Annotated in this window: 17 protein-coding genes; 10 read left to right on the forward strand and 7 right to left on the reverse strand. The window is 40.6% G+C overall.

Features of this window, described 5'->3' with window-relative positions; translation table 11 throughout:
* Nucleotides 1–233: 233 nt before the first annotated feature.
* Nucleotides 234–2,018 carry an aspartate--tRNA ligase gene (aspS, locus tag NHE_RS01980; protein WP_038559418.1) on the forward strand — a complete coding sequence of 595 codons (1,785 nt, stop codon included), beginning with the start codon at nt 234–236 and terminating at the stop codon, nt 2,016–2,018.
* 57 nt (nt 2,019–2,075) lie between these two features.
* Here the strand turns inward: aspS and NHE_RS01985 are convergent, their stop codons facing one another.
* Nucleotides 2,076–3,482, reverse strand: a complete 1,407-nt coding sequence (locus NHE_RS01985) for a UDP-N-acetylmuramoyl-tripeptide--D-alanyl-D-alanine ligase (protein ID WP_038559421.1) — start codon at nt 3,480–3,482, stop codon at nt 2,076–2,078.
* A 313-nt stretch (nt 3,483–3,795) separates the two neighbouring features.
* On the opposite strand from NHE_RS01985, the gene pstA reads away from it, so the two are divergent.
* The 4 genes from pstA to NHE_RS02005 all read left to right on the forward strand — a co-directional run bounded on the left by pstA (nt 3,796) and on the right by NHE_RS02005 (nt 7,098).
* A complete protein-coding gene (gene pstA / locus NHE_RS01990; RefSeq protein WP_038559423.1) occupies nt 3,796–4,989 on the forward strand; it encodes a phosphate ABC transporter permease PstA in 1,194 nt (397 codons plus the stop codon).
* A 6-nt stretch (nt 4,990–4,995) separates the two neighbouring features.
* Nucleotides 4,996–6,009, forward strand: coding sequence for an ABC transporter ATP-binding protein (locus NHE_RS01995; RefSeq protein WP_038559426.1), 1,014 nt, complete (start codon nt 4,996–4,998; stop codon nt 6,007–6,009).
* 18 nt (nt 6,010–6,027) lie between these two features.
* Entirely contained in the window at nt 6,028–6,183 is a 156-nt protein-coding gene (tatA, locus tag NHE_RS02000) for a twin-arginine translocase TatA (protein WP_038559438.1), read from the forward strand.
* A gap of 132 nt (nt 6,184–6,315) precedes the next feature.
* A complete protein-coding gene (locus NHE_RS02005) occupies nt 6,316–7,098 on the forward strand; it encodes a thiazole synthase (RefSeq protein WP_232215031.1) in 783 nt (260 codons plus the stop codon).
* 187 nt (nt 7,099–7,285) lie between these two features.
* On the opposite strand, the gene folP is transcribed toward NHE_RS02005, so the two are convergent.
* Both folP and folK read right to left on the reverse strand, forming a co-directional pair.
* The gene (gene folP / locus NHE_RS02010; protein WP_232215032.1) at nt 7,286–8,071 is read right to left on the reverse strand and encodes a dihydropteroate synthase; all 786 of its coding nucleotides are present in this window, start codon (nt 8,069–8,071) and stop codon (nt 7,286–7,288) included.
* 104 nt (nt 8,072–8,175) lie between these two features.
* Entirely contained in the window at nt 8,176–8,667 is a 492-nt protein-coding gene (gene folK, locus NHE_RS02015) for a 2-amino-4-hydroxy-6-hydroxymethyldihydropteridine diphosphokinase (protein WP_084473261.1), read from the reverse strand.
* Between the two features lie 83 nt (nt 8,668–8,750).
* On the opposite strand from folK, the gene metK reads away from it, so the two are divergent.
* Nucleotides 8,751–9,920, forward strand: a complete 1,170-nt coding sequence (gene metK, locus NHE_RS02020; RefSeq protein ID WP_038559441.1) for a methionine adenosyltransferase — start codon at nt 8,751–8,753, stop codon at nt 9,918–9,920.
* Nucleotides 9,921–10,058: 138 nt separating this feature from the next.
* Here the strand turns inward: metK and NHE_RS04205 are convergent, their stop codons facing one another.
* From NHE_RS04205 to NHE_RS02040, 4 genes are all read right to left on the reverse strand, one after another.
* Nucleotides 10,059–10,469, reverse strand: coding sequence for an IS1/IS1595 family N-terminal zinc-binding domain-containing protein (locus NHE_RS04205; protein WP_051579577.1), 411 nt, complete (start codon nt 10,467–10,469; stop codon nt 10,059–10,061).
* A gap of 20 nt (nt 10,470–10,489) precedes the next feature.
* Entirely contained in the window at nt 10,490–10,828 is a 339-nt protein-coding gene (locus tag NHE_RS02030; protein WP_408633466.1) for a YbaB/EbfC family nucleoid-associated protein, read from the reverse strand.
* A gap of 206 nt (nt 10,829–11,034) precedes the next feature.
* The gene (gene dnaX, locus NHE_RS02035) at nt 11,035–12,258 is read right to left on the reverse strand and encodes a DNA polymerase III subunit gamma/tau (RefSeq protein WP_232215033.1); all 1,224 of its coding nucleotides are present in this window, start codon (nt 12,256–12,258) and stop codon (nt 11,035–11,037) included.
* A 55-nt stretch (nt 12,259–12,313) separates the two neighbouring features.
* Complete coding sequence (locus NHE_RS02040; protein WP_038560511.1) at nt 12,314–12,973, reverse strand: CADD family putative folate metabolism protein; 660 nt, start codon at nt 12,971–12,973, stop codon at nt 12,314–12,316.
* 190 nt (nt 12,974–13,163) lie between these two features.
* Here NHE_RS02040 and htpG point away from each other — a divergent pair, with 190 nt between their 5' ends.
* The 4 genes from htpG to NHE_RS02060 all read left to right on the forward strand — a co-directional run bounded on the left by htpG (nt 13,164) and on the right by NHE_RS02060 (nt 23,048).
* On the forward strand, nt 13,164–15,029 hold the full coding sequence (gene htpG / locus NHE_RS02045; RefSeq protein ID WP_038559449.1) for a molecular chaperone HtpG: 1,866 nt from the start codon (nt 13,164–13,166) through the stop codon (nt 15,027–15,029).
* 232 nt (nt 15,030–15,261) lie between these two features.
* Nucleotides 15,262–18,600: an ankyrin repeat domain-containing protein gene (locus NHE_RS02050; RefSeq protein WP_038559452.1), complete on the forward strand. Its 3,339-nt coding sequence runs from the start codon at nt 15,262–15,264 to the stop codon at nt 18,598–18,600.
* Complete coding sequence (locus tag NHE_RS02055; RefSeq protein ID WP_038559455.1) at nt 18,525–21,017, forward strand: ankyrin repeat domain-containing protein; 2,493 nt, start codon at nt 18,525–18,527, stop codon at nt 21,015–21,017. Before NHE_RS02050 ends, NHE_RS02055 begins: the two co-directional genes overlap by 76 nt.
* 195 nt (nt 21,018–21,212) lie before the next feature.
* Entirely contained in the window at nt 21,213–23,048 is a 1,836-nt protein-coding gene (locus tag NHE_RS02060; protein WP_038559458.1) for a hypothetical protein, read from the forward strand.

A 23,048-nucleotide genomic window follows, 5' to 3' on the forward strand; every position in this document is an offset into this window, starting at 1 on the left:
TGTACAAGAATATCGTGAATCTATCAAATTTAATTTGTGTGATCCATGTGGCTTCTTTTATGTATGTCCTATATGTCACAGACATTGTCAATCGACAAGTCATCTGGAATGTCTATGATTGAGTTCTAATTGGAACGAGTTATAATTTCTCCAGCTGTTTATCTGTGGATGGCGCAGATGGCATGTCCTAGCCCAAGACACAACTGATTCAGTGGATGCTTGGATGTGGGCGTATGTTTCAGGGGGTTGTTTTGTTTAAATCGAAGTATAGAGACTGTAGCATCGGTGAAGTATCAGATACCTATCTGGAGAAAGTGATAAGACTTTCTGGATGGGTTTTCAGGAAAAGGGATCATGGTTCGATCCTCTTCATTGATCTCAGGGATGCGTATGGAACAATACAGCTTGTCGCGTCAGAAGAAACTAGAGATTTTCACAAGTTCACCGCTATTCCGTATGAAAGTGTCGTGACGATTGAGGGTTTAGTTAAACGACGATCAGCTGAAACGATAAATACATCCTTGAAAAGCGGTGACTTGGAGGTGTTTGTAAAGTCATGGTTTGTGCAATCTTATGCCGATCCGTTACCTCTGCAGATAGAATCTGAATTTCCTCAACCTGAAGAGACGCGCCTGAGGTACAGGTATTTGGATCTAAGGAGATCTGATCTCAAGAAGAATATTGTACTTCGCTCGCATATTATCTCTGAGATTAGGAAGTTCATGGAAGCTGAGGGCTTCATTGAGTTTCAGACCCCAATACTTACAGCTTCTTCACCTGAGGGCGCGAGAGATTATTTAGTCCCGAGTAGAATACATAAAGGTAAATTTTATGCACTTCCTCAGGCGCCGCAGCAGTTCAAGCAGTTGCTCATGGTGGCTGGCTTTGATAGGTACTTCCAAATAGCACCATGTTTTAGGGATGAAGATTCGAGAGCAGATAGGTCTCCAGGTGAGTTCTATCAGCTGGATCTAGAAATGTCTTTTGTTGAGCAGGAAGACATCTTCTGTCTTATGGAGAAACTTTTGATAAAAATTTTCTCCAAATATTCTGATAAGAGGATTCATTCAGAGTTTCCTCGTATTTCTTATAAGGATGCGATGCTCCTATACGGTACAGATAAGCCCGATCTTAGAAATCCAATAAAAATCACGGATTTTACTACTGTTTTTCGTGAATCTAATTTCTCCATTTTCAGAGAGAAAGTAGAGAAGGGGGCATTAGTACGTGGAATTCCAGCACCCGGATGTGGCGCAAAATCGAGGAAGTTCTTCGATGACAGTATCAACTACGCAATGGAAGAACTTAAAGCTTCGGGTTTAGCTTATATAACTTTTGAGGCTGGTATTCCAAAGGGGCCGATTGCAAAATTTCTCTCTTCAGAGCAGATAGCTATGATAGTACAAGGCGCTCAACTTAAGGAGAATGATGCGATTTTTTTCTCATGCGACGCCAGACATAACGTCGAGAGAATTTCTGGTGGGGTAAGGAAAAAGCTAGGAGTGGAGCTGGCTTTAATTGATCCATCTGAGTTTAGATTCTGTTGGATTGTCGATTTTCCTTATTTCGAATTGGATGAAAAAACCGGTAAGTTAGATTTTTCACATAATCCTTTCTCAATGCCCAAGGATGGAGTCAGCGCCTTTGAAGGTGATCCGTTGGAGATTATTTCTCAACAGTATGATATTGTCTGTAATGGAATCGAGCTTTCCAGCGGTGCAGTCAGGAATCATAGACCAGATATCATGTATCGCGCATTTGAAATACTAGGCTTTGATAAGGATTATGTTGATCAAAGTTTTGGTGCATTGGTGGAATCGTTTCAGTATGGAGCTCCGCCGCATGCTGGAATAGCGCCCGGCATAGATAGGATGGTAATGCTTATCGCAGATGAAGAAAACATAAGGGAAGTAATTGCATTTCCGATGAACCAGAAATGCGAGGATCTTATGATGAAGGCACCTTCTATTGTTGATGAAAAACGCCTTTCAGAGTGTGGAATCAAATTAATGAGATAGGTGGAGTCCTGATTCTTGCTTGCGGTGATGCGATATCGCATGGAATCGCTACACTCCCTAGGAGATTGATTCGAGTGGTAACAGTTGATCTGCTTTCGCTATTATGTGCTGTACGAATTTTTCAAGATTCATAAAGCGTGATCCCTTTATTGCTATAACAGTATCCTGAGTCAGCGGATGATCTCTATAAAAATTATTGATTAACTCATCCACATCAGCATAGAGAGCTACACTATTTGCTAAGCTTTCCTTGAGTATAGATATCTTATCTGTTCCTATAAGTATTAGGGATTCCAGTGATCCCACTCTTTCGGCGAGTTTTCTATAGAATTCCTCTGCTCTTTCTCCCATATCACCAATCGAGCCAATGATTGTTATTACCCTCATATCCGAATAGGTGGATTGAACATATTTAATCAGCGCTGAGATGGATTCATAGTTTGCATTGTATGTATCATCTATTACAGTGATCTTTTTGCCGTCTATACTGAAATTGTGATGCTCGCCTCTACCCTTCGATGGCTGAAAAGTCGAGAAAGTGTTCTCTAGTAACTCATTTGTGATATCTAACTCCAATGCCTTTGCCACTCCTATCGCAGCTAAGCTATCATACACGAAGTGTAATCCATAATTAGGAAATTGATATGTATATCTAGCACCATATATTTCAATAGAAACTCTGCTGTTTGAATAGTCAAGCAATTTGATATCACAGTCTTTCCCTTCACCAAATGATAAGATGGTCGAATTGCTTTCTTTCGCCCTTTCTATGAGTAGATCACTGTAGGGTGCATTGGGATTAAGTACTACCGGGCATCCATTTTGAAATATTTTAGCTTTTTCGAGTGCTATAGCTTCTTGCGATCCTAGAAACTTTATGTGGGCAGAACCAATATTTGTTATAATGGTGACCTTCGGTAAGGCTATCCGATTTAGTAGGTCTATATCTCCATGATGTAGCATTCCCATTTCTAGAACAAGAAATTTACATGGGAAATCAGTATTGAGAACGCTCAATGGTAGACCGATCAGGCTATTCAAATTACCCGCATTACAATGCGTTTCTCCATAGTTTCTTAACAAGGCTGCAGTGAATTCCTTCGAAGTGGTTTTCCCATTACTACCGGTGATACCTATGACGATAGGTTGGTACTCTCTTATAAGCATAGTAGCTAATTTCTGCATTGCTGCAACCGGATCATCGACCTTGATAATGGGAATCGCTAATTCTGGACATTCAAGATGCTTTCTGGTGATGATCGCTGATGCTCCATTCAGATAAGCAGATTCTATGAAAGTATGCGCATCACACCTCTCACCCTTGATTGCAATGAATATTTCACCCTTTTCTATAGTCCTACTGTCTATGGAAAATCTGCTCTTCGAAATATCGATCCTTACATCATACTTTGATATTACTTCTGCTTTTAATACGCTTCTGATGAGGTTTGGAGTGAGAATCATCTTAAAACCTCCAAGAGATTATCCACTGACAAGACATGTTATTTATTTTATAAAAAAAGTAAAGCAAAGAAATTCAATTTTTAATACTTTATTATGCCTTTTAAAAAAGATTGACTTCATTATATATTCATGAATGACTAGTTTCGAGTGTATATCAGGATATTTATCCTTGAAAGAGATAAGATAATTAAACTATTCTTGGATGATAAATTTATCTCTATACTCGTTTTCTAAAGTTGTGATTTAAGGTACTTATTTGAGTTGTTTCTCGTTATCGCAGTATAATTATGTGATCTTGAGGAAAGTTTAGATAATGAATATCAATTATCTTCGTCTTAAACTCACGAAGCGCGGTTTTGTAAATAAGATTTTTTCGCTTTTCTGCATTCTTTGTGCGTTTGTGCCAGTGTTCTTACTGTTTACGATGCTGTTCAGTATTTTTTCTGGGGCATATAACGGGCTACAACAGACAAAGTTTTTTATTGATCTGGATGAAATAGGGATTACAACAAAGGACTCACGTTATCAGATACGTGAAAAGCTTATTAAGTATCTAAAGATACAAATTCCCTGGGAAACGGATATTTTTACTCTGATGAATTTCCTTAGTAACTATTCCACACACGAAGTAATGGATGCCATACACAAAGAGCAAAAGAAAATCTGGATTACTATTTCAGGCGAAGGAGACGTGCTTCACAAGTATAAAGGAACCTCGAACCCGGAAATGCGCAGAATATTAAAGTATTTCGATGAGCGCGCTCTACTGAAGAAAACGTTCAATTATAAGCTTTTTACCAATCCTGATTCCAGGGATAGTAGTCAGACCGGTATAATGGGTGCGTTAGTTGGTTCGCTGTACACGATTTTCGTTAGTCTGCTTGTATCTTTTCCTGTAGGTGTCCTAACTGCGTTATGGATAGGGGAATATCTCGGAAAGGGTAATATCACTCGGATCCTTGAAGTAAGCGTCAATAATCTCTCATCTACACCTCCAATTATTTTCGGTGTACTTGGTCTGTCTTTCTATATCAATTTTCTTGGTTTACCCAGGTCCTCTCCTCTTGTAGGCGGATTGACTCTTGCATTCATGATGTTTCCGATTCTGGTGATTTCATCTCTTCATGCGATCAGGAGTGTACCGGATACTATCAAACAAGCAGCTTTTGCTCTTGGCGCCTCGAAGGTTCAGGTGATTCTGCATCATGTTCTACCTCTATCAGTACCCGGAATTATGACTGGAACCGTCTTGGGTATAGCCAGGATTATAGGGGAATCTGCACCACTTTTGATGATAGGGATGGTTGCATTCGTAGGTAATATTCCTTCCAAGATCACTGAGCCCGCAAACGTATTTGCAGTACAAATCTACATCTGGGCAACCAGCTCCGATATTGCAATGACTGAAAAGACCTCTGTTATAATCTTGATATTGCTGCTGTTATTATTCCTTCTGAACTGTGTCGTTTATCTCATTAGGAAGATATTTCATTATGATTTTTATTAAGATTACATGAGCTTATCTTTGCAGGGAGTTGCCCATAATTATCAGAATTTTTCTTTAAAAAATATTTGCTTCGACTGTGATACTGGTCAGATTGTATGCCTGATTGGTGAATCAGGTAGTGGGAAGTCGACTCTCCTAAGATTGATCTCCGGTCTTGAGTCCCCGATTGCTGGTAGCATCAAAATCCTTGATAAGATGGTGTTTCATTTTTCTGATAAAGTGAGTCTTCCCCCCGAACAGAGGAATATTGCAATGATTTTTCAACATTCTTCTCTTTTTCCCAACAAAACGGTTTTTGATAATGTACAGTTCGCCGTAAACAAGGGAAATCCAAGGAAAATTGCCTCAGAAATGCTTGAACTGGTAGGTATGAGTCAATATAGCAATTCGATGCCTTTTCAGATCTCAGGAGGTCAACAGCAGTTGGTAACACTTGCTAGAGCTTTTGCGCAGTTTCCTGGCATTCTTTTGTTGGATGAACCCTTCTCAAGTTTAGATGCTACTTTAAGAATGAACATCAGGGAAAAGGTGATTTCTCTTATCAAAGAAAAGGGATTAACAACAGTCATTGTGACGCACGATCCTTATGAAGCATTGGAAGTATCAGATAAGCTTGTAGTCATACGTGATGGTAAAATTATCATGACTGGCTTGCCTGACGAGGTCTACGATAAACCAAAAGACCATAAAACAGCGGAGCTCTTTGGAATTATAAATCCAGTAGAGGGAAGAATTGTCGAAGGTGAATTTCTATGTGACTTTGGTAAGTACCAAATGAATTCTCGAGTTCCAGATGCTATTGCGAAAAATGCATATGTAAGGCCGGAAGGAATCAAGGTATGTTCGAGTGCTGAAGGTGTTGAAGCAGTTGTTTGCGAAGTGAGAAAGTTTTCTAGAATGATCAGAGTCGAGTTAGGTGGAAAAAGGTACTGGATTAAATCCTTTTTAGATATTTTACCAAGAAAATATGATAGAATCTTTCTTCGATTGGAGGTGGAAAATCTGATCTTTTTTAATTGATCTTATAGGAGGTTTTTTATGGCATTAGGGCCCTGGCAGATACTGCTTGTTTTCCTTATAATACTTGTCCTGTTCGGAGCTGGTAAGTTGCCACAAGTCATTGCGGATTTGGGCAAGGGTTTGAGGAGTCTCAAGGAGGAATTAAAAGAGTCTGAGAAAAAAGCTGAACGGTAGCGTCTTCTCAAATTGATTGTGGGATGCAGCATATTCATTAATTACTGTATCCCACTTAGGATTTCTTTCTTATAGCTCCATGACCGACTAGGCATTCTGCCCAAGTGTAGGTCTGCAACTATTTTTCGTGCTATGCTTATGACTGATCCATTAAAGATTGCTAATAGGAGTTTTGTATCTAGATTGATAGTCGGTACCGGCAAGTATGCGGACTTCGCTGAAACTGCCCAGGCGATAGAGGCTTCAGGTACGGAAATAGTCACAGTTGCTCTGAAAAGAGTCAATATTACCGATAGAAAACGTGAAACTCTACAGGATTATATTGATCCTAGGAAATATACTTATCTTCCTAATACAGCTTTTTGTTTCGATGCCGAAGAAGCGGTACGTCATCTTGTGCTTGCGCGTGAAATTGGTGGTTGGAATTTAGTAAAAGTGGAAATTTTTTCTGAGAAGGAATTTCTTTATCCGGATATGCAAGCTACTCTCAAAGCCGTGGAAATTCTTGTGAAAGAGGGATTCGCAGTGATGCCTTACTGTAATGACGATCCTGTAATGTGTAAGAAGCTGGAGGATATGGGTGCAGTAGCGGTGATGCCACTCGCAGCGCCTATAGGATCGGGTTTAGGGATACAGAATTTGTTTAATTTGAAAGTTATCATAAAACAGTCTAGGATCCCGGTGATCGTGGATGCTGGAGTTGGGACGCCATCTGATGCTGTGGTGGCTATGGAAGCTGGATGTGATGGGGTTCTCATTAATACATCGATAGCGAAGGCACGTTTCCCAGTACAAATGGCTGAGGCAATGAAATTGGCGGTACGCTCAGGTAGACTGGGTTACCTTGCTGGAAGAATGGAAATTCAAAGATTTGCGTCAGCATCGTCAGAGAGTTCAGGTATTGGCTCCTCCTGAGAAGTGTGTGTCGCTTGGGTATTAAGCAATGTGGTTGTGCTGTTGCACTTCTTGTTCGAAGCAGTGTTTGCTCCTTCAATTGTGCTCGGTGACAAAAAGAAGGAGGTGATCTCTCTGCTCCATTGGTAAGACTTGCGCTTAATGCGTTATAACGCTCATTTGGCAATAACAGATTACAGAACTAAAATCATTGCTCGAAGAAGTGTGAAAGCAGTAATCTATGGCCCCTGACTTCGTGGACCCTGATGTAATCGATTTTCTTTGCGAACAGTATTGCAGATATGGGTAGAGTGAATCTTACATTTTCACATTGGCTTTCTATCCTTCTTACGAACCTCTTGTTCGAGTGACCAAGCATTATAGGTAGAGAAAAAGATTTAAAGCTATCTATACTTTTTATAATCGTGTTGCACTGATCAGTAGTTTTCCCAAAACCGAGACCTGGATCAATGATGATCTTTTCTCTTGATATACCTATGGATTCGAGTATTGTAAGCTTTTCTGTGAACCATGCTTTGAGTGTCTCTACTACGTCTATATCATCAGGAAGATCCGCATCTATCTCTACAGGAATAGTCACTGAATGCATGAGTACTATCGGAATATCATTTCTACCTTTTTCCATGAGAATTTCTGCCATCTTTTCGACGTTCTTTTGTGGGTTGATGAGGTTTATTCCACTATCCAAGGCGAATCTTACCGTTTCTGGATTATAGCTATCAATCGAGGTAAGAACATTATGTTTCCTGCATAATGCAATGACCTCTTGAAGAACTCCATCCAGTCGTTTTATTTCTTCTCTCTGTGAGATGGAAACCCCATCTGGCTTAGTTGATTCAGCGCCTATATCTATTACGTCTGCACCATCCTGGATCATCGAAAGAGTGTGCGCTATTGCAGCATCTTTCTCAAGAAACTTACCACCATCGAAAAAAGAATCTGGAGTAATATTTAGCACTCCTATGATTTTCATAGCCATCTCCATGCAACAGAGAGAATCCTGATGAGAATTGTAAATTATATAATTTCTCCAATCTATATGCTGTGCCTCATTAGCTTGGTGACCATTCTACTCGCTCATGAAGCTATTTTATTTCTCCTGCAGTAATTTGAGAACGCCTGTTTCAAAGTAATACCAGCAGTAGGATGAATTAAGAGTGGACATACTGATGCGATTGGTTTCAACGTAAAAAATCTCTTTAGTACTTCTCTGTGTGGGGCTGTAAGATACCTTTCCGTGATCAACTTGTCACCCCAGAATAGAATATCTATATCGATTGTTCGTGGGGAATATTTACCAATTTTTATCCTTTTCATCTGTTTCTCTATTTTTTTTACCCGCTGTAGCGTTTCTAGCGGAGTAAATAATGGTTTCCCGATAACGATAGCGTTTAGATAATCTATGTCCCATGCGCTTGGGGCGTTTTTCGTGAGTAGCGCTTTTGTTTTGATAATTGGAGAGAGAATCTTATCTTTCATAGGAATCTTATTTCTCGCTTCGATGATGTTTTTTCTCGTGTTACCTATATTTGATCCGAGTCCGAGTATCACAATTTTTCTCAGGTCCATTGCAAAATGTTCATTTTTAATAGGAAAACAGGTGATGGTATCATATAATTTTTGCTTAAGGTACAAGAAATTTCTCCTGCAACATGCGTTTTGGATTTAGATATTTTACTAGCGAGGCTGTGCTTCCAGGACATCCTGATAAAATTGCTGACCAGATCTCTGATTTAATTCTGGATATGTATCTCAAAAAAGATCCATGCTCAAGAACAGCTATAGAGGTCATGGTGAGTCACAAGAAAATTATTATTGCCGGGGAAGTATATGGCCCAAGAATCAGTAACGCAGAAATAGAAGAGGAAGTGCGTTTATTTTTGAAGCATTTAGGTTATCCGAGCTATCTGTTGGACTGGGGGTCAGTGGAGATAGTAAACTTACTTCATGAACAGTCATCTGAGATTGCTACGGGTGTTCGGAGTTCTGCTAAGCATGGGGCAGGGGATCAAGGTATCATGTTTGGCTATGCAACCGATGAGACACCAGTTGGGATGCCTGCACCTCTGTATTACGCAAGGAGAATATTACAAGCTGTTGTTCAAGAGCGTTTATTTGGCCCAGATGGCAAGAGTCAGGTCACTATTGAGTACGATCATTACGGAAATCCTATAGGTGTTTCGAACGTCGTTGTTTCTGTTCAGCACCCTGAAAGTGTTACTCTCAAAGATCTTCGAGAGAGGATTCTTGAGAAAATAGTTGCTGTCTTGCCGAGTGCGTGGAATCTAGATCCTGATAACATCTTTATTAATCCGGCCGGTTCCTTTACTAAGGGTGGACCGATCAGTGATTGTGGTCTCACCGGAAGGAAAATAGTTGTCGATACTTATGGCGGCATGCTCCCGAATGGAGGTGGTGCGTTCTCTGGAAAGGATTCAACAAAAGTCGATCGATCAGCTGCTTACCTGGCCCGGTATATAGCTAAGAACATTGTATTTTCAGGTTTGGCACATCAATGTGGTGTGCAGCTATGTTATGCTATCGGCATCGATAGACCTTTAACACTTCAGGTAGCTACTTATGGCACAGCTCGATGTAAAGAAGGAGATCTTCTTTCACGTATCGAGGTCAATATAGATTCCTCACCGCGTGGAATAAGTGAACTTCTTCATTTAACTAAACCAATATACCTCAAGACAGCTTCCAGAGGGCATTTTGGAAATCAATATGATCCAGAAGATCTATCTTTCAAATGGGAGGATCTTGATCTAGCGCCCCTCTTATCGAGCGAAATTAAAGTATTGTCAAAAGTTGCGTATTGAGCTTTGTGATTCGGGTTCCAAGAGTGTTGCTGTAGTCGTGGATTTCAGTCTAGAAAAGGCTTGCCTGTAGCACCGCTCTAGGTTTTGATAGAATGGCTTCTATCAGATAGGTCTCGGGATTCCTATAGTAGCTATAAATTATTCTTCATCCATTTTCGGAATCTTTTTCAGTGTTATGCATAGTAGTTCCTCACTCATATGTGTGAGTACGACATCTGTACTACTTTCCAGTGTGGAATATATCATTTCCAATGTGCTTTTCTCAGACGACTGGGAAAATTCTGTCGGAAAATCATCCTTCATTAATTCCTTGAGCTGGTTGACCCATCGCATTATTGTTGGTGGAGAAAGATCAAACAATTTTGCTACTGAGTTCATAGATACACCAGATAGGAAAAGCTGAACAGCATGCATTTTTAGACGAAGTTGAGCACCTTGCTTCTCGCTTTTAGTAAACTGGCACTTGCATTCCAGGCATTTATATCGCTGTTTAGCGTTGACGGTACCACTTTTAATGAACTTTGTACTACTACACTTTGGGCAATGCACAGCGACAATTTAATTGTGCTCTAGAATGGTGGTTTCTTCATGTTAAACGGAAGAGGAAAATTCTTCAGGAGGTTATCTTCGGAAAACTGATCATCTTCATTAGCGACCTCCTTAGCGTTATTGTATGCCGCTATTATCAAATCAGCGATCATGCTCATTTCTTCGCCTTCCAAGCTATTATCTATCTTGATTTCTTGCAAATCTAAATTTCCATCGACTGTAACCTTTACTAATCCACCACCAGCTTCCCCTGAATATCGAGCAGCATTTTTCTTTTCTTGTATATCGCTCATTTTTTTCTGCATACCCTTAAGCATCCCCTGAAGATCCATTTGAACTACCACAGATATATTTTTCAAACCACGAAGAGGATCGTATCATTGTTTCCGAAGCTTTGCCAGCTCCACTTAAGCTATCAGTGCTGGTTTATAGTATCTGAACACCTCTAGACGCTTGTCCGTGTCGATCAACATATTATTTGAATAATCACTTGATCATTTCTAGGATTCTGTTGGTTTCATTCAGTGACTCTTTGCTTAGACTCCTTATGTCAGGTGATATATATCTAATCTAGCAATTTCGAACCCTTGAATTCCTTTAGTACGTAATCAGTTAACTCACTTGAATCGTGTTTTTCCTGAATACTTTGAGGTGCAGATTTTCTACTGAATATTTCAGCGATTTCAGTTGGAGATGGAAGGTCTGCTAGATATGACATTCTAACGATCGAAAGCTCAATCACATCATGATTATTATTGAACGCTTTAATCTCTTCCATACTTGACAGGACACACTTTGCTAGACGAGAGAGAAAGCTTATTTGTGTCTCATCCTTTGAGTTCAGTGAAGTGTGTATCCTGCGGTTAATCAGTTTTATGAGATCTTCGAGTATAGTAAGTGGGTCGTACCCCTTTTGATAGAAGGTGTTGAAAGTATCGATTGCAGCTCTACAATCTCCTGAAGTAATTGACTCAAGCAATGATGTCATTTCAGTTATATCAACAAGGCCCATCTTGCTTCTCAGGAGCTGGAGTGTGATTATCTCTTCATCTTGTTGCAACGCTGATTGTTCTAGAATGGATATTCCATCTCTTAGGGAACCTTCAGATTTCTCAGAGATAAAGTCTATCGCATCTTCAGTGATGTTGATTTTTTCTAGCTCGGCGATTTTTTTGATTCTTGCAGAGATTATTTCCTTGCTTAATCTGGAAAGTCTGAAATGTTGACAGCGTGAAATTATAGTCGACGGAATTTTTTGTAGTTCAGTTGTAGCAAGGAAAAACTTGATGTGTTCAGGTGGCTCCTCCAAAATCTTCAGCAGCGCATTGAAGGCACTCTGTGAAAGCATATGGACCTCATCGATTATGTAGATCTTATATCTGGACAGTATAGGTCTATATGAAACACTGTCTATTATCACTCGGACGTCTTCGACACTAGTATTACTTGCAGCATCGATCTCCAGGATATCGGGGTGTGAATTTCTAAGAACAGCGGAACAAGAAGTGCACTGCATGCAGGGCTGGGAACTCTCAAGATCTGAACAGTTTATTGATAGCGCCATAGCTCTAGCAGCTGTTGTCTTTCCAGTTCCATAAGATCCAGAAAACAACAAAGCACTCGCGACCTTTTCGAGCGCAATAGAGGCACTAAGTGTCTTTACTAGGAAATCCTGTCCTACGATCTCATTGAGTGATCTGGGGCGATACTTATTTGCTAGTCCTATGTAAGCCATTCTTAACGTTCTTCCAGAGAAATCATTGTTAGAGTGGAAAGTTAGTGCACTCATAAGATGCTGAAACTCTAAACAATGAACAGATCCCTACATGTTTTGGTAACTCTGACTAAACATTCAAGTAATTCTTGGTCAACCTGACTTGTTCCATTCCATCAAGAAACTTCCATAAGGCAGATGCGAGCTTTAGTGCTGCCTCCTTCGCGACTTCTATCTCTGATAAGTTCATTCTTTTGAGTAGATTTTCACATTCCTCTGAATGCCACTCGTCTGCCTCAATATGGACAGAGAAGAACTTTAGCTCTTCATCTTTTTCGATTCCGTAGAACTTTTTAAGGCTTTCTATTTTCACGCGAGCTATATCCGGAATTTGCCTTTCGTATGCATATAGAGCTCCTATTCCTTCAGAAACTGAACTACTAGAGAGCTTGAAAAAAGTATCACTGAGCTGTTTTGTCGCCCCAAGCAACTTTGCATTTCTGACTTTCTCCTGTGTGAGACCCAGGGCAGCGCAAAAATCCAGCCAGAGTTTTGGATGGTTCTCCTCACCTCTCTCCTCATCGACCAAGTTATCGAGTAGGACTTGTCTTACCTTGATATCCCTGCACTTCGAGTGAATTGTACTCAAGTATCTTGGAGTCTCATTGACGTGATTGAAGTATTGGCAAGCATACTCCTGGAGATCTTCTCTGGATAAGTTTCCGCTCTCCCATGATTTATAGAAGTCATGCTTCAGTATGGATAGGGGTTCCAACTCTTTTGTAAACATCGAATAGAAATATGGAAGACACGGCACAAGTGAATCATAAAATTTCCTAATTTGAAAGTATGCTCTATCCGTGAAATAAAATTGGGTAAGATCTATTTCGATAGTTTTGTGAAAGTAGTGTTTCCGGGATTGAAATTATCCTACAAGATGCTTACATCTGCGTAGTTGATTCGAAAACAAATCTATACCTATGGAAAAGACTGAGCATGCAAATTCTTATTCGTTTGGAGCAGATGCCTCAAAGATCCTGAATCTAGTAATACACTCTCTGTATAAACATAAGGATGTCTTCCTTAGGGAATTGATTTCCAATGCGTCTGATGCGCTTAACAAACTTAGGGAAGAGTCAAATCTTGACCAGGAACTACTGGAGGATGATACTGAACTTAGTATTCGTATCTCCTTTGATAAAGAGAAAAAATTGTTAGAGATCTCAGATAATGGGATCGGTATGAGTAAAGAAGAACTCATCGAAAATTTAGGGACAGTTGCAAGATCAGGGACAGAAAAATTCTTGGAATCCCTGAAAGACAAAAAAGTCGACCTAATAGGTCAGTTTGGGGTTGGTTTTTACTCAGTCTTCATGGTTGCCGAAAAGGTCGAAGTAGAAACCAGAAAAGCAGGAACTGAAACAGGTCATCTCTGGACATCTAGAGGTAAAGACAATTTCTACATAGATGAAGTAAAGGGTAGCGTTCCTAGGGGTGCTAGGATTCGCATTCATCTCAAAGGTGATGCAGAGGAATTTCTAGATAAGTTCCGGATAGAGCATGTCATCACAACTAACTCGAATCATATAGGCTTCCCTATATACTTGCTGGACGAAAAGGGGGAGAAGGAGCAGATCAATGCTGCTACAGCCATATGGACTAAGAATAAAGGCGACATCACAGAGGAAGAGCATCAAAACTTCTTCAGGGAGGTGGCTCACGTAGGTGGAAGACCATGGATGGTAATCCATAATAAAAACGAGGGAAGCATAGAATATATCAATTTACTTTATATACCATCGATCAAGCCTTTCGATTTGTACAACCCTGATAGACGAGCCTCAGTAAAACTATACATAAAGAAGGTCTTTATAACAGAGGAGAATGTCCATTTGATTCCTCAGTATCTGAGGTTTCTTAAGGGAATAGTCGATTGTTCAGATCTTCCGTTGAACATCAGCAGGGAGACTCTCCAATACAATAATACTCTCATGAAGATAAAAAAGTCTCTCACAAATAGAGTATTGAATGACTTGAGAAAAAAAGCGGAAAGTGATCCGGAAAAGTATATCTCTGAGTTCTGGAGTAATTTCGGTGCTGTCCTGAAAGAAGGATTGTGCGAAGCAATGCCAACAGATGAGAGAGAAAGATTGTTCGGTTTATGTCGATTCTACAGCTTGAATCAGGGGAAACTAATCAGCTTAGATGAGTACATCCAGACCATGAAGCCTGAACAAAAGGAAATATATTGCCTGGGTAGTACAAGCATAGAAAGTGCAAAGAATAGTCCACAGCTGGAGGGTTTTCTGAGTAGGGGTATAGATGTCCTTTTGTTTGTGGATCCCGTAGATGATTTCTGGATAAATGTTTCGGATGAATATAAATCCCATAATATTAAATCGATAACTCGTTCCAGCATAAACCTGGATGATTTCCAAGAACTGGAGAAATCATCTGAGCAGGAAGTTCATCAGCACGATGATAAGTCCATCGATCTGCTAATAGCAAAAATGCAGGAGATCCTAAAGGATGAAGTGGAATCCGTGAGAGTGTCTAAAAAATTAAAGGATAGTCCGGTCTGTCTTGCGGTCCCGGATGGTGCAATGGATATCAGGATGGAGAGATTCATGATAGAGCAGAAGCAGCTTCATTCAAAAACAAAGAAAGTCCTGGAGATAAATATCACGCACCCCGTAATTTCAAGAATCATAGAGAGACTTGATGATCCGGAAAGTGAAGAGTTTATTCAACTGCTCTATGACCAAGCGTGTATTCTACAGGCTGAAGAAGTGAAAAATCCTATGAGAATGGCAAAACTCATGAATAAGCTACTTCTAGGTGCTTAGAGTAGTCCTGCGCTAGATTTGTTTTGGTATGCCTAAGTGGTATTTCTTAAACTGTTTAGGCTATACTTGTAGTATTGGATCTTTCTTGATTCCATGCGGTTTTTATCAAGTGGTTCCGATATTTAGAAATTTTTTAGAGATTGGATTCATCCTTTTGAGGGGTGTCCCTGTCCTGAACGTCCTCCAGGTGTTTAGGTAGTTTTCCTGTTCTCTTTTGTTGTCTTACTGAATCATGCAGTCATATAAGGATCTACTTAGGGATATTAAAGACGGTAATTCTTCCAGCTTTGAACGTATATTTCGTGGCTGGCCGTTTGATTGTTCTGGGTACTCGTATGGTGCACCCCCGTTGTTTAATGCTGTTGCATCCAGTATATGCGAGGATTCCAAAGCGGATGATATCAGGATACAGGAGTTACTTCACGCGCAACCACCTGGGTATGAACAAGCAGTCGAAGCTGCCAAAGAGAGAATAAGTGGTAGGGAGAAGATTTTGCAGTTGCTATGTAATCATCTCCAAGTTGCTCATCTAATAAATGCTTCAGATTTGAGAAGTGGTCTTACCCCGATTCAAATTGCCTTGGAAGCCAATGATACCAATCTTATCAATACATTGTTTAGAAAAGGTGTAAACCCTGCTTCCAAGCTCAAAGTAGGTGGCGTGGAGCACTGCACTCTGTTCATGAAGGCGCTGGATTGCGCAGAAGAGGGGCGGTCAGTAGAGCTATTAGAGGGTGTAGCTCGGGGTTCTACTAGCAGAAAATTATTCGAATCTGAGCCTGGCGAAAAGGCGAGGCATAAGATCAAATCTCAGTTCATGGAGTATATCTTAGGTTTAAACGAAAATTACAAAATATCTCTCCCGGTTCTTTACTCATCCAGCGGTGCTTGCAAGAATATTTTCCACAGCATTATAGAAAAAAAAGATACACGTGCTCTTAGTTGGTTAAAGAGGCTTCTTCTATCGGAGAACCCGATAATTGAAGAAGTCGAAAAAATCTCAAAGGAACTAGGATTACCCGCAGATCTGGCAGACCGTATCTTGAAGGATACGAAAGAATCAAATGCGGGTTTTGTAAAACACAGAAGTAAGACTTGTGCCGCAGATTTAATATTAAATTCTCCTGCTATGGAGTATAGTCCTCTGGAGTTGAGTCTCAAAACATTGAGCGCTCCCGAAGAGCTTCCGTTTGTAATGCAAGTACCGATCAAAAAGATCGACGGAAAGGGTTATAAAACTGTAGGAGAGGCATTAGAGGAAGTAGGTTCTGAGGAAGCGCACCATGTATTGAGAGCATGTGTAAAATTTGCGACTCCTAACCTGCTAAAAGATCTGTTTTTAGGTGATAAAGGTAGAGCAAGGCTCGATGTCTTATGCGAGTTGCATATGGATGGTGATGGTAAAATCACAGATCAGAAGTGCATATCTGTCCTAGCATCTAATGCCCCTGAGAAATTAGCTGGACTGGTGAGAGAGAGTACTGTTGAAGTAGGCAAGGCACTTCCCGTTCTAGCAATATACGGTACTCCTCAGGTGTTGCAAGGAATTGAAGCGCATATCACAACTGAGGCCTTGAAAAAAGAAAACGCAGATGGATTAAATGCTCTCGAAGTTGCTATTACTTCTGGTAATCATACTTTTGCGGAGTGGATTTTGACAAAGCTAGAGAATGATCTAAATAGCCTTGCAGGTGGAGAATTAATCAGTCTACAGAACAAGACAGATAGGATCTTGGCAAAAGCTCATAAAGAAAGTGGTGGTAATCTTTTGCATCTAGCTGCGCAACATGCACCGCAGTTACTCAAACAGATTTTAAGGCTATCAACTAATTCTAATCATCTGCTAGGTAGTAAGGATTCTAAAGGACTTTTGGCAGCACATTATCAAACAAGTGAAAAATCGCTACTGGATGGGCTTAAGCCACTGATAGAAGAAAGACTTGAGCGGCCAGTGCAGGAAGCGGAGCTTAAAGCAGATGTGGAGCTCCATGCAGCGATTGCGAATGGCGATAAAAGTGCATTAGAAAAACTATTCATTTTAAAAAGTGAGAATGTTTATAAAGTCATTGATACCGTTGATGGGGGGAAAAGTATCCTAGAAGTAGCTGCGGAAAGTAAACAACCTGATCTTGTACGATATATTCTTCAGGAGCATAAGAAGCTTCAGGCTAAGTCCCAGAATGAATGCAAAGAGATTGAAATTCAGTTGAGTGCTATAGAAGGTATGCAGCAGCAACAGGGGATGGAGGCGAAGATCCGAGAGTTGCGCATGGCCAAAGAACAAAAATCAGAGCTGCAGCAGAGCAGAGGCAAGATGCTTTCGCAACAAGCCAGTAAAACAGTTCTTGGAGTATTAAGTAAACAAGCGGAGTCATCCTGGCATGTGGATATCCTAGGAATGGCGGATTCACTGGCAGATCTAAGCGAGGATGAGTATGTGGCATCTGCGTTGGATGCTTCTATGAATCCAGTGGTGACAGCTATCCAAAGTGGTAATAATCCGGTAGCTGAAAAGATTTTAGCTGCTTCGCCAAGGTTTGCGGATGAATCCTTAAAGGAGCTATTAGTTGAGAAGGGAAGTGGCAATGGGTTGCTGAAATATGGTTTTGGAGTTTCAGCTTTATATGATCGCCGTTATTCTCCGCCTGAGAAAAGTGAAAGCAAGATCCAATTTGATGTAAGCGCTGCTGCTGAAAATGTTGTACGCAGTGAAACAGAAAAGTATAGGTCTGCTGTTAGTGATAGATTCATGGGTAAAGGTGTTCTGCTTCCCTATGCTCATGCTGTCTCCAAAGATACTAATAGCGCAGAGAACCTTAAGGATAAACTCAATGATATCAAAGATGGAGATCCTACATTACTCTCTGTCCAAAGCGCAGACGGGCATAATCTTGGAACACTGATTGCAGCTTTTGGTAATATTGCCCAATGGAAGAGTTATGCCAATAAGTACAAAAAGTTGAAAGCGTCTGATAAAGGTGATCCTTCACCAATAGGTGATATGTCGGCAAAAATTGGGAGTCCAGCACAGGCAGTGTTGCTTGCGAAGTACTTTGCTCATAGTGATGATATGAGGAGGCACAAAGACCTCATGTTTGATCATTTCATGATTCATTATCCTCAGTCTACTCTTTTGCAAAATGGGGAGGGTGATAATCTCTTGCATACTATAGTCAGATGCGAAGACCTTGATGCCTTGCAGGCGGTAATGGAGCATGATTCCCATACAATCCAGGATCTCATCTCAGGTTTAAAGCAAAGAAACAATGGCGGTAAAAGTGTCCTGGAGTTGGCATTACATTTGAATAATGCAGCAATGCTGAAGTGTATTATCGAAAATAGCATGGCCAGAGGTGGTACCGATGCGGCTTGCTCCCTTTTGCTTGATTGTAGGTTGCTGCATGACGCCGTATTGAATGGTAACCGCGTGATGGTAAAGCTACTTGCTGAACTCCAACGAATGCTCAATATTGCCCTTTCACCGGGGGAGTGTACATGGAAAGACAGTTGGATACTAAGAAGCGTGATCCGTTTGCGCTCGCGGTTGAAATTGGAAATGCGGATATACTGAAGGAGATGGTGGACGCAGGTCTGCAGATGGATAAAAAATCTATAGAAGAAGCTTTGATCAAGGCTCCTGCCACTTTTGAAGAAACGAAACTACGAGAAATAGTACAGCTCCTAGGGATGAGCGAGCATGGGCAACAAGCTCTGCTGGAAAAACGTGAGCAGCATCTTGCTCAGGGGATAGCAGCTGATTTGAGTACAGTGAAAAGGGTAGAGCCAATTGGTGAACGATCTCTGAACAATTATATAACTGAGAGTACCAGATTAGCGGCGGAAGATGCAGCAGTATTTGAAAAAAAATCTAGGCGTGCAGGTAGGAGTGTTTTATCAAATTTCCAGTTGGAGTTTGATAAGTGCGGTGCAGCATTGGAAAATTTAATCACCACAGGGAAAGGAGAAGAGGCGCTTCATATACTACGGAATAATCGTGGGATTGTGGACTCTCTACCGAATAGAACGGGCGTCATTGAAGCTGCTCTTCATTCTGAGGATATGAGTCTTGTGAAGTCGATAATACGTTCCTCCAATAAGTTTGTTAAGGATGAGAACGGAGACAGTCTCTTGCACTTGATAATCCTCCACGGGTGTAATGAAGAATTAGTAGATTTGTGCATTGATACCGGTTACAGCCTATCTGATATCTCAGAAAGCACCGGTAAATCCGCTTTTGAGCTGATCCAGGAGAAATCTCCATCTACCGCAGCAAAACTATGTACCCGTAGTGCGGCAGATCTGCGAAACGATCAAGCAATCCTGCGTTTCCTGAATCTAGTACTTGATTCGGCTAATGCAGGGAAGAACTCAGATGATGTTGGCTCGCTGTGCTCGGAAATGAATTCACGTAAGCCCGGATATGCTTTTCCAGTTTTCTCTCATCTCTTCTCACAGATAAGCTCTGAACGGGAACATGGTAGTACCTCGCTATTACAAAAGCGTCTTGACCTGATCAAGTACATGTGCAAGAACGTTTCCCATCTAAAAGAAAGAAGTCCACATACCGGAGACAATATTTTGCATATGCTTTTCAGTGTGCTCACTAATTCTCCCTATGTTGTTACTGCGGTAGAGGATGTATTAAATTCGATCTTAGGAAATAGCGCTTTTTCAGCCGATCTGTTGCTTGAGAAAAATAAAGATGGTGTCTCACCAATGGATATACTGGCGAAGTCCAAGTATTGTACGCAGATGTTGAGCAACATACTTCGATTTGTTCCTAGTGTCGGGGGAAAAATAAGTTTCCCTAGGATGCTTATGTTATCCGTACTGCAAGGGAATTCTGAGGCAACAAGCCGCTTCTTGGATCAGTATACTCATCTAATGGATGTCAACGCAGTAGATTCAGATGGCATTTCAAGCTTGGAATGCGCCATTCTTAACAGATCATCTCAAATAGCAAATGTGCTGTTTAAACATGGAGCTGATATCAATTGCCTAGACCCTCAGGGGCGAAATCTATTAGATAGAATGCTTGATAATGCCATTGAGAAGGGTATTGCACCACCTAAAGAGATGATTACCTTCTTGATAGAAAGAGGGATAGATCTTACTCATTCATCTTCAGGGATATCTACCCTGGGTAGATGTAGAAAATTGGAGAGCTATAGAGATACTCAGCGGAATAGGTTCATCGACCTCGTAAACAAAGAAGAACTATCCCACTCTGAATATACGGAACTCCGTATTCTACAAAGTGCACAGTTACATTTGAATTATTGTGATATTTTCTATGCTGCTCAGGTAGAGCGGACTCGACTAAATGGGAATATCAGTAAGCAGGTTGCATCTACGCTATATAAGGCAAGTGATACACGATTCTTCGCGAATACTGCTGCTATGCCTACGCTTATACGCCGCCATTTTACCTTGAATGAAGAGAAAAGTAGCGCGACTATCGTAGGTGGAATGCTAAACGTCAAGATTCACCAGAATGCATCTGTCGATATAAATGGCCTGTTAAAAGTGGCTCAAGGTTCTGGAATATCCCGTAGTACGCTTTCCTTCAATGGAGGGAGAGATATCCTAGAAGTACAGAAGAGATCTGACGGACTTATTAACTATACCCCGAAGAAAGGTGCTGCGTTGATTTCTACAAAGGTTAGAGTCGATGGTCATGACAAAACGATACATTTACGCATCACAGCAGATGGTGGGGTGTCATTTGATCCTGAAGCTCGTCAGGATTGTCATAAGCTGAATGGGATGCTGAGTAGAGATAAAATTGATTTTGGTGATTCTCATGTTTATATCAATGGCATTCCTTTAGGGAAAGCTATGAAATCTCCTGCAGCTCCATCAACAGCACCACTGCGTGATGCGGCGAAGGCGCTAAAAGAGGCGGGTGCATCGACTGGTGCAGGGCAGGGACAACCTATTCTACCTCGCAGTAGACAACCAGAGACGCAGCGTCGGGAGAGCATCTAGTTCACTGGAGACATTCTGTGATGTCTTCAGAAAGATCATGTGGATAATTCTTCTTTCCTAATCCAAGCTTTAAGCTATCTAGGTAGGTTCCTTAAATCTAGTAATGCTATAGTATAAATATACCTTAGTTATCATCTTTTCTTAATATCATAATGATACTATATGAAGATAACGATATTACATACTTATTCATTTATGCTAAAAAACGCTTCAGGTGCACAACAGAATAGCGCTGCTACGGTTCTTCCAGTTGTTTTGTCAAAGGATTTAGTGCTTCGATATATTTCTCTTGGAAGTACCCTTCTTGCTGCTGTCTCTGGATTAGTAAGTGTGATAATGAAACTGAAAAACAGTAAAAACCTATCCGAAGCACTGAAAAATCCTGTGCATATCATGGAAATTATCAATTTAATTGCCATGTTTGTAGTCACTGCACTGAGCATTTCTATTCATCTTTCTACTCTCTATAAAGATTATTCCGAACGAAAAAACCAAATAGCTCAAGAAGTTCTCGCTAAAGGTGAAAAACTACAAGAAAATCCAGAAGCAATAACTGAAGCCACTGAAGTACAAGACGAAGTCAAACTAAATCCAGAAGTAATAACTGAAGCATCGGGAATTGTAGATGGAGAAATTTCAACAGGTCCAGAAGCAATAACTGAAGCCACTGAAGTACAAGACGAAGTCAAACTAAATCCAGAAGTAATAACTGAAGCATCGGGAATTGTAGATGGAGAAATTTCAACAGGTCCAGAAGCAATAACTGAAGCCACTGAAGTACAAGACGAAGTCAAACTAAATCCAGAAGTAATAACTGAAGCATCGGGAATTGTAGATGGAGAAATTTCAACAGGTCCAGAAGCAATAACTGAAGCCACTGAAGTACAAGACGAAGTCAAACTAAATCCAGAAGTAATAACTGAAGCATCGGGAATTGTAGATGGAGAAATTTCAACAGGTCCAGAAGCAATAACTGAACAAGATAGGATAGATGAAACCGAAGAAGCTCAAGAGCAGAGAAGACAGTTTTTGAGTAATGCTTATGGATTACTAGTTTCTTTATACTCATTCACTTTGGAGCTGGAAGGATTAAGCAAAATCGATGATAAAAAACTCAAGCAGAGCAATCAGGATGATGAGAGGAGAGCTTCGATGAAGCAATCTCTTAGTTCTCTAAGGTCTTCATACTTAGCGAGTGGAAAAACTGAAATCAAGAACTTTTTAGCTGAAATCTCTGCAAATATTTCAGAAATTGATTTCGGTAATAATAGTCTGCAAAATGTTGCGACAGAATTAGCGAAGAATCCTGCTGTACTTTTAATGATACTAGAACAGACACGGTTCCTTTCTCAGGAAGCAGTCGTGAATTTACACAAAGTTGTGTGCGATCTTCTACCTAGGTTAGGTCAAGAAGGATATAATTTCAGTAGTGCAGCACAGGTCTTACATGATGCACGTGAATTACGAAGCCGTCAGCATAGTCTTCTTGCTAGAAACGAGAATATTGGGGTGTTATATAACAAGGCTGCAGCTGAAGATAAGTCTGGTGAGATTTCGCATCCAAGATACGGCGCTGAAATGGAGGAGCTTATTAACGGTTTCGATTTAACCGCAAAAATAGCTCAGATAGGAAAAGAAAATGCTGCATTTCCTTATAATGCCGAAGAGCTTACAGTGATTCATTCGCTACTAGAAAGGACAAAAGCTGCAAAAGGAAAAGTTACTATCGCGGATCCAGAAATTATTAAACTTCTTGGGAATAATTCCAAAAGGACGGGTAGTGCGCTGAACTTTACTAACCTTGTTAAGCATCTTGTGTCTCGTAGATCTAATAAAGCAGATTCTAAAGCAGATTCTAAAGCTCCTACTAAAACAGGAGAGACAGAATCAGCTGTCTCTGTTGATACTCAAGGTGATCGCGAAATTGTAAGTAAAGCAACACCTGATAGCACGATTGATACTTCAGGTTATGAGGAGAGTATTAAGCTTGTACCGCTCAGCAATAGTGCACCAATAAGTCTTGCTATATAA

This window comes from Neorickettsia helminthoeca str. Oregon (genome assembly GCF_000632985.1).
In the GTDB taxonomy this organism is placed as follows: domain Bacteria; phylum Pseudomonadota; class Alphaproteobacteria; order Rickettsiales; family Anaplasmataceae; genus Neorickettsia; species Neorickettsia helminthoeca.

Coding starts and splice junctions, on each gene's coding strand:
- aspS (WP_038559418.1), top strand. CDS start 234: ATGTTTCAGGGGGTTGTTTTGTTTAAATCGAAGTATAGAGACTGTAGC.
- NHE_RS01985 (WP_038559421.1), bottom strand. CDS start 3,482: ATGATTCTCACTCCAAACCTCATCAGAAGCGTATTAAAAGCAGAAGTA.
- pstA (WP_038559423.1), top strand. CDS start 3,796: ATGAATATCAATTATCTTCGTCTTAAACTCACGAAGCGCGGTTTTGTA.
- NHE_RS01995 (WP_038559426.1), top strand. CDS start 4,996: ATGAGCTTATCTTTGCAGGGAGTTGCCCATAATTATCAGAATTTTTCT.
- tatA (WP_038559438.1), top strand. CDS start 6,028: ATGGCATTAGGGCCCTGGCAGATACTGCTTGTTTTCCTTATAATACTT.
- NHE_RS02005 (WP_232215031.1), top strand. CDS start 6,316: ATGCTTATGACTGATCCATTAAAGATTGCTAATAGGAGTTTTGTATCT.
- folP (WP_232215032.1), bottom strand. CDS start 8,071: ATGAAAATCATAGGAGTGCTAAATATTACTCCAGATTCTTTTTTCGAT.
- folK (WP_084473261.1), bottom strand. CDS start 8,667: ATGGACCTGAGAAAAATTGTGATACTCGGACTCGGATCAAATATAGGT.
- metK (WP_038559441.1), top strand. CDS start 8,751: ATGCGTTTTGGATTTAGATATTTTACTAGCGAGGCTGTGCTTCCAGGA.
- dnaX (WP_232215033.1), bottom strand. CDS start 12,258: ATGAGTGCACTAACTTTCCACTCTAACAATGATTTCTCTGGAAGAACG.
- NHE_RS02040 (WP_038560511.1), bottom strand. CDS start 12,973: ATGTTTACAAAAGAGTTGGAACCCCTATCCATACTGAAGCATGACTTC.
- htpG (WP_038559449.1), top strand. CDS start 13,164: ATGGAAAAGACTGAGCATGCAAATTCTTATTCGTTTGGAGCAGATGCC.
- NHE_RS02050 (WP_038559452.1), top strand. CDS start 15,262: ATGCAGTCATATAAGGATCTACTTAGGGATATTAAAGACGGTAATTCT.
- NHE_RS02055 (WP_038559455.1), top strand. CDS start 18,525: ATGGAAAGACAGTTGGATACTAAGAAGCGTGATCCGTTTGCGCTCGCG.
- NHE_RS02060 (WP_038559458.1), top strand. CDS start 21,213: ATGCTAAAAAACGCTTCAGGTGCACAACAGAATAGCGCTGCTACGGTT.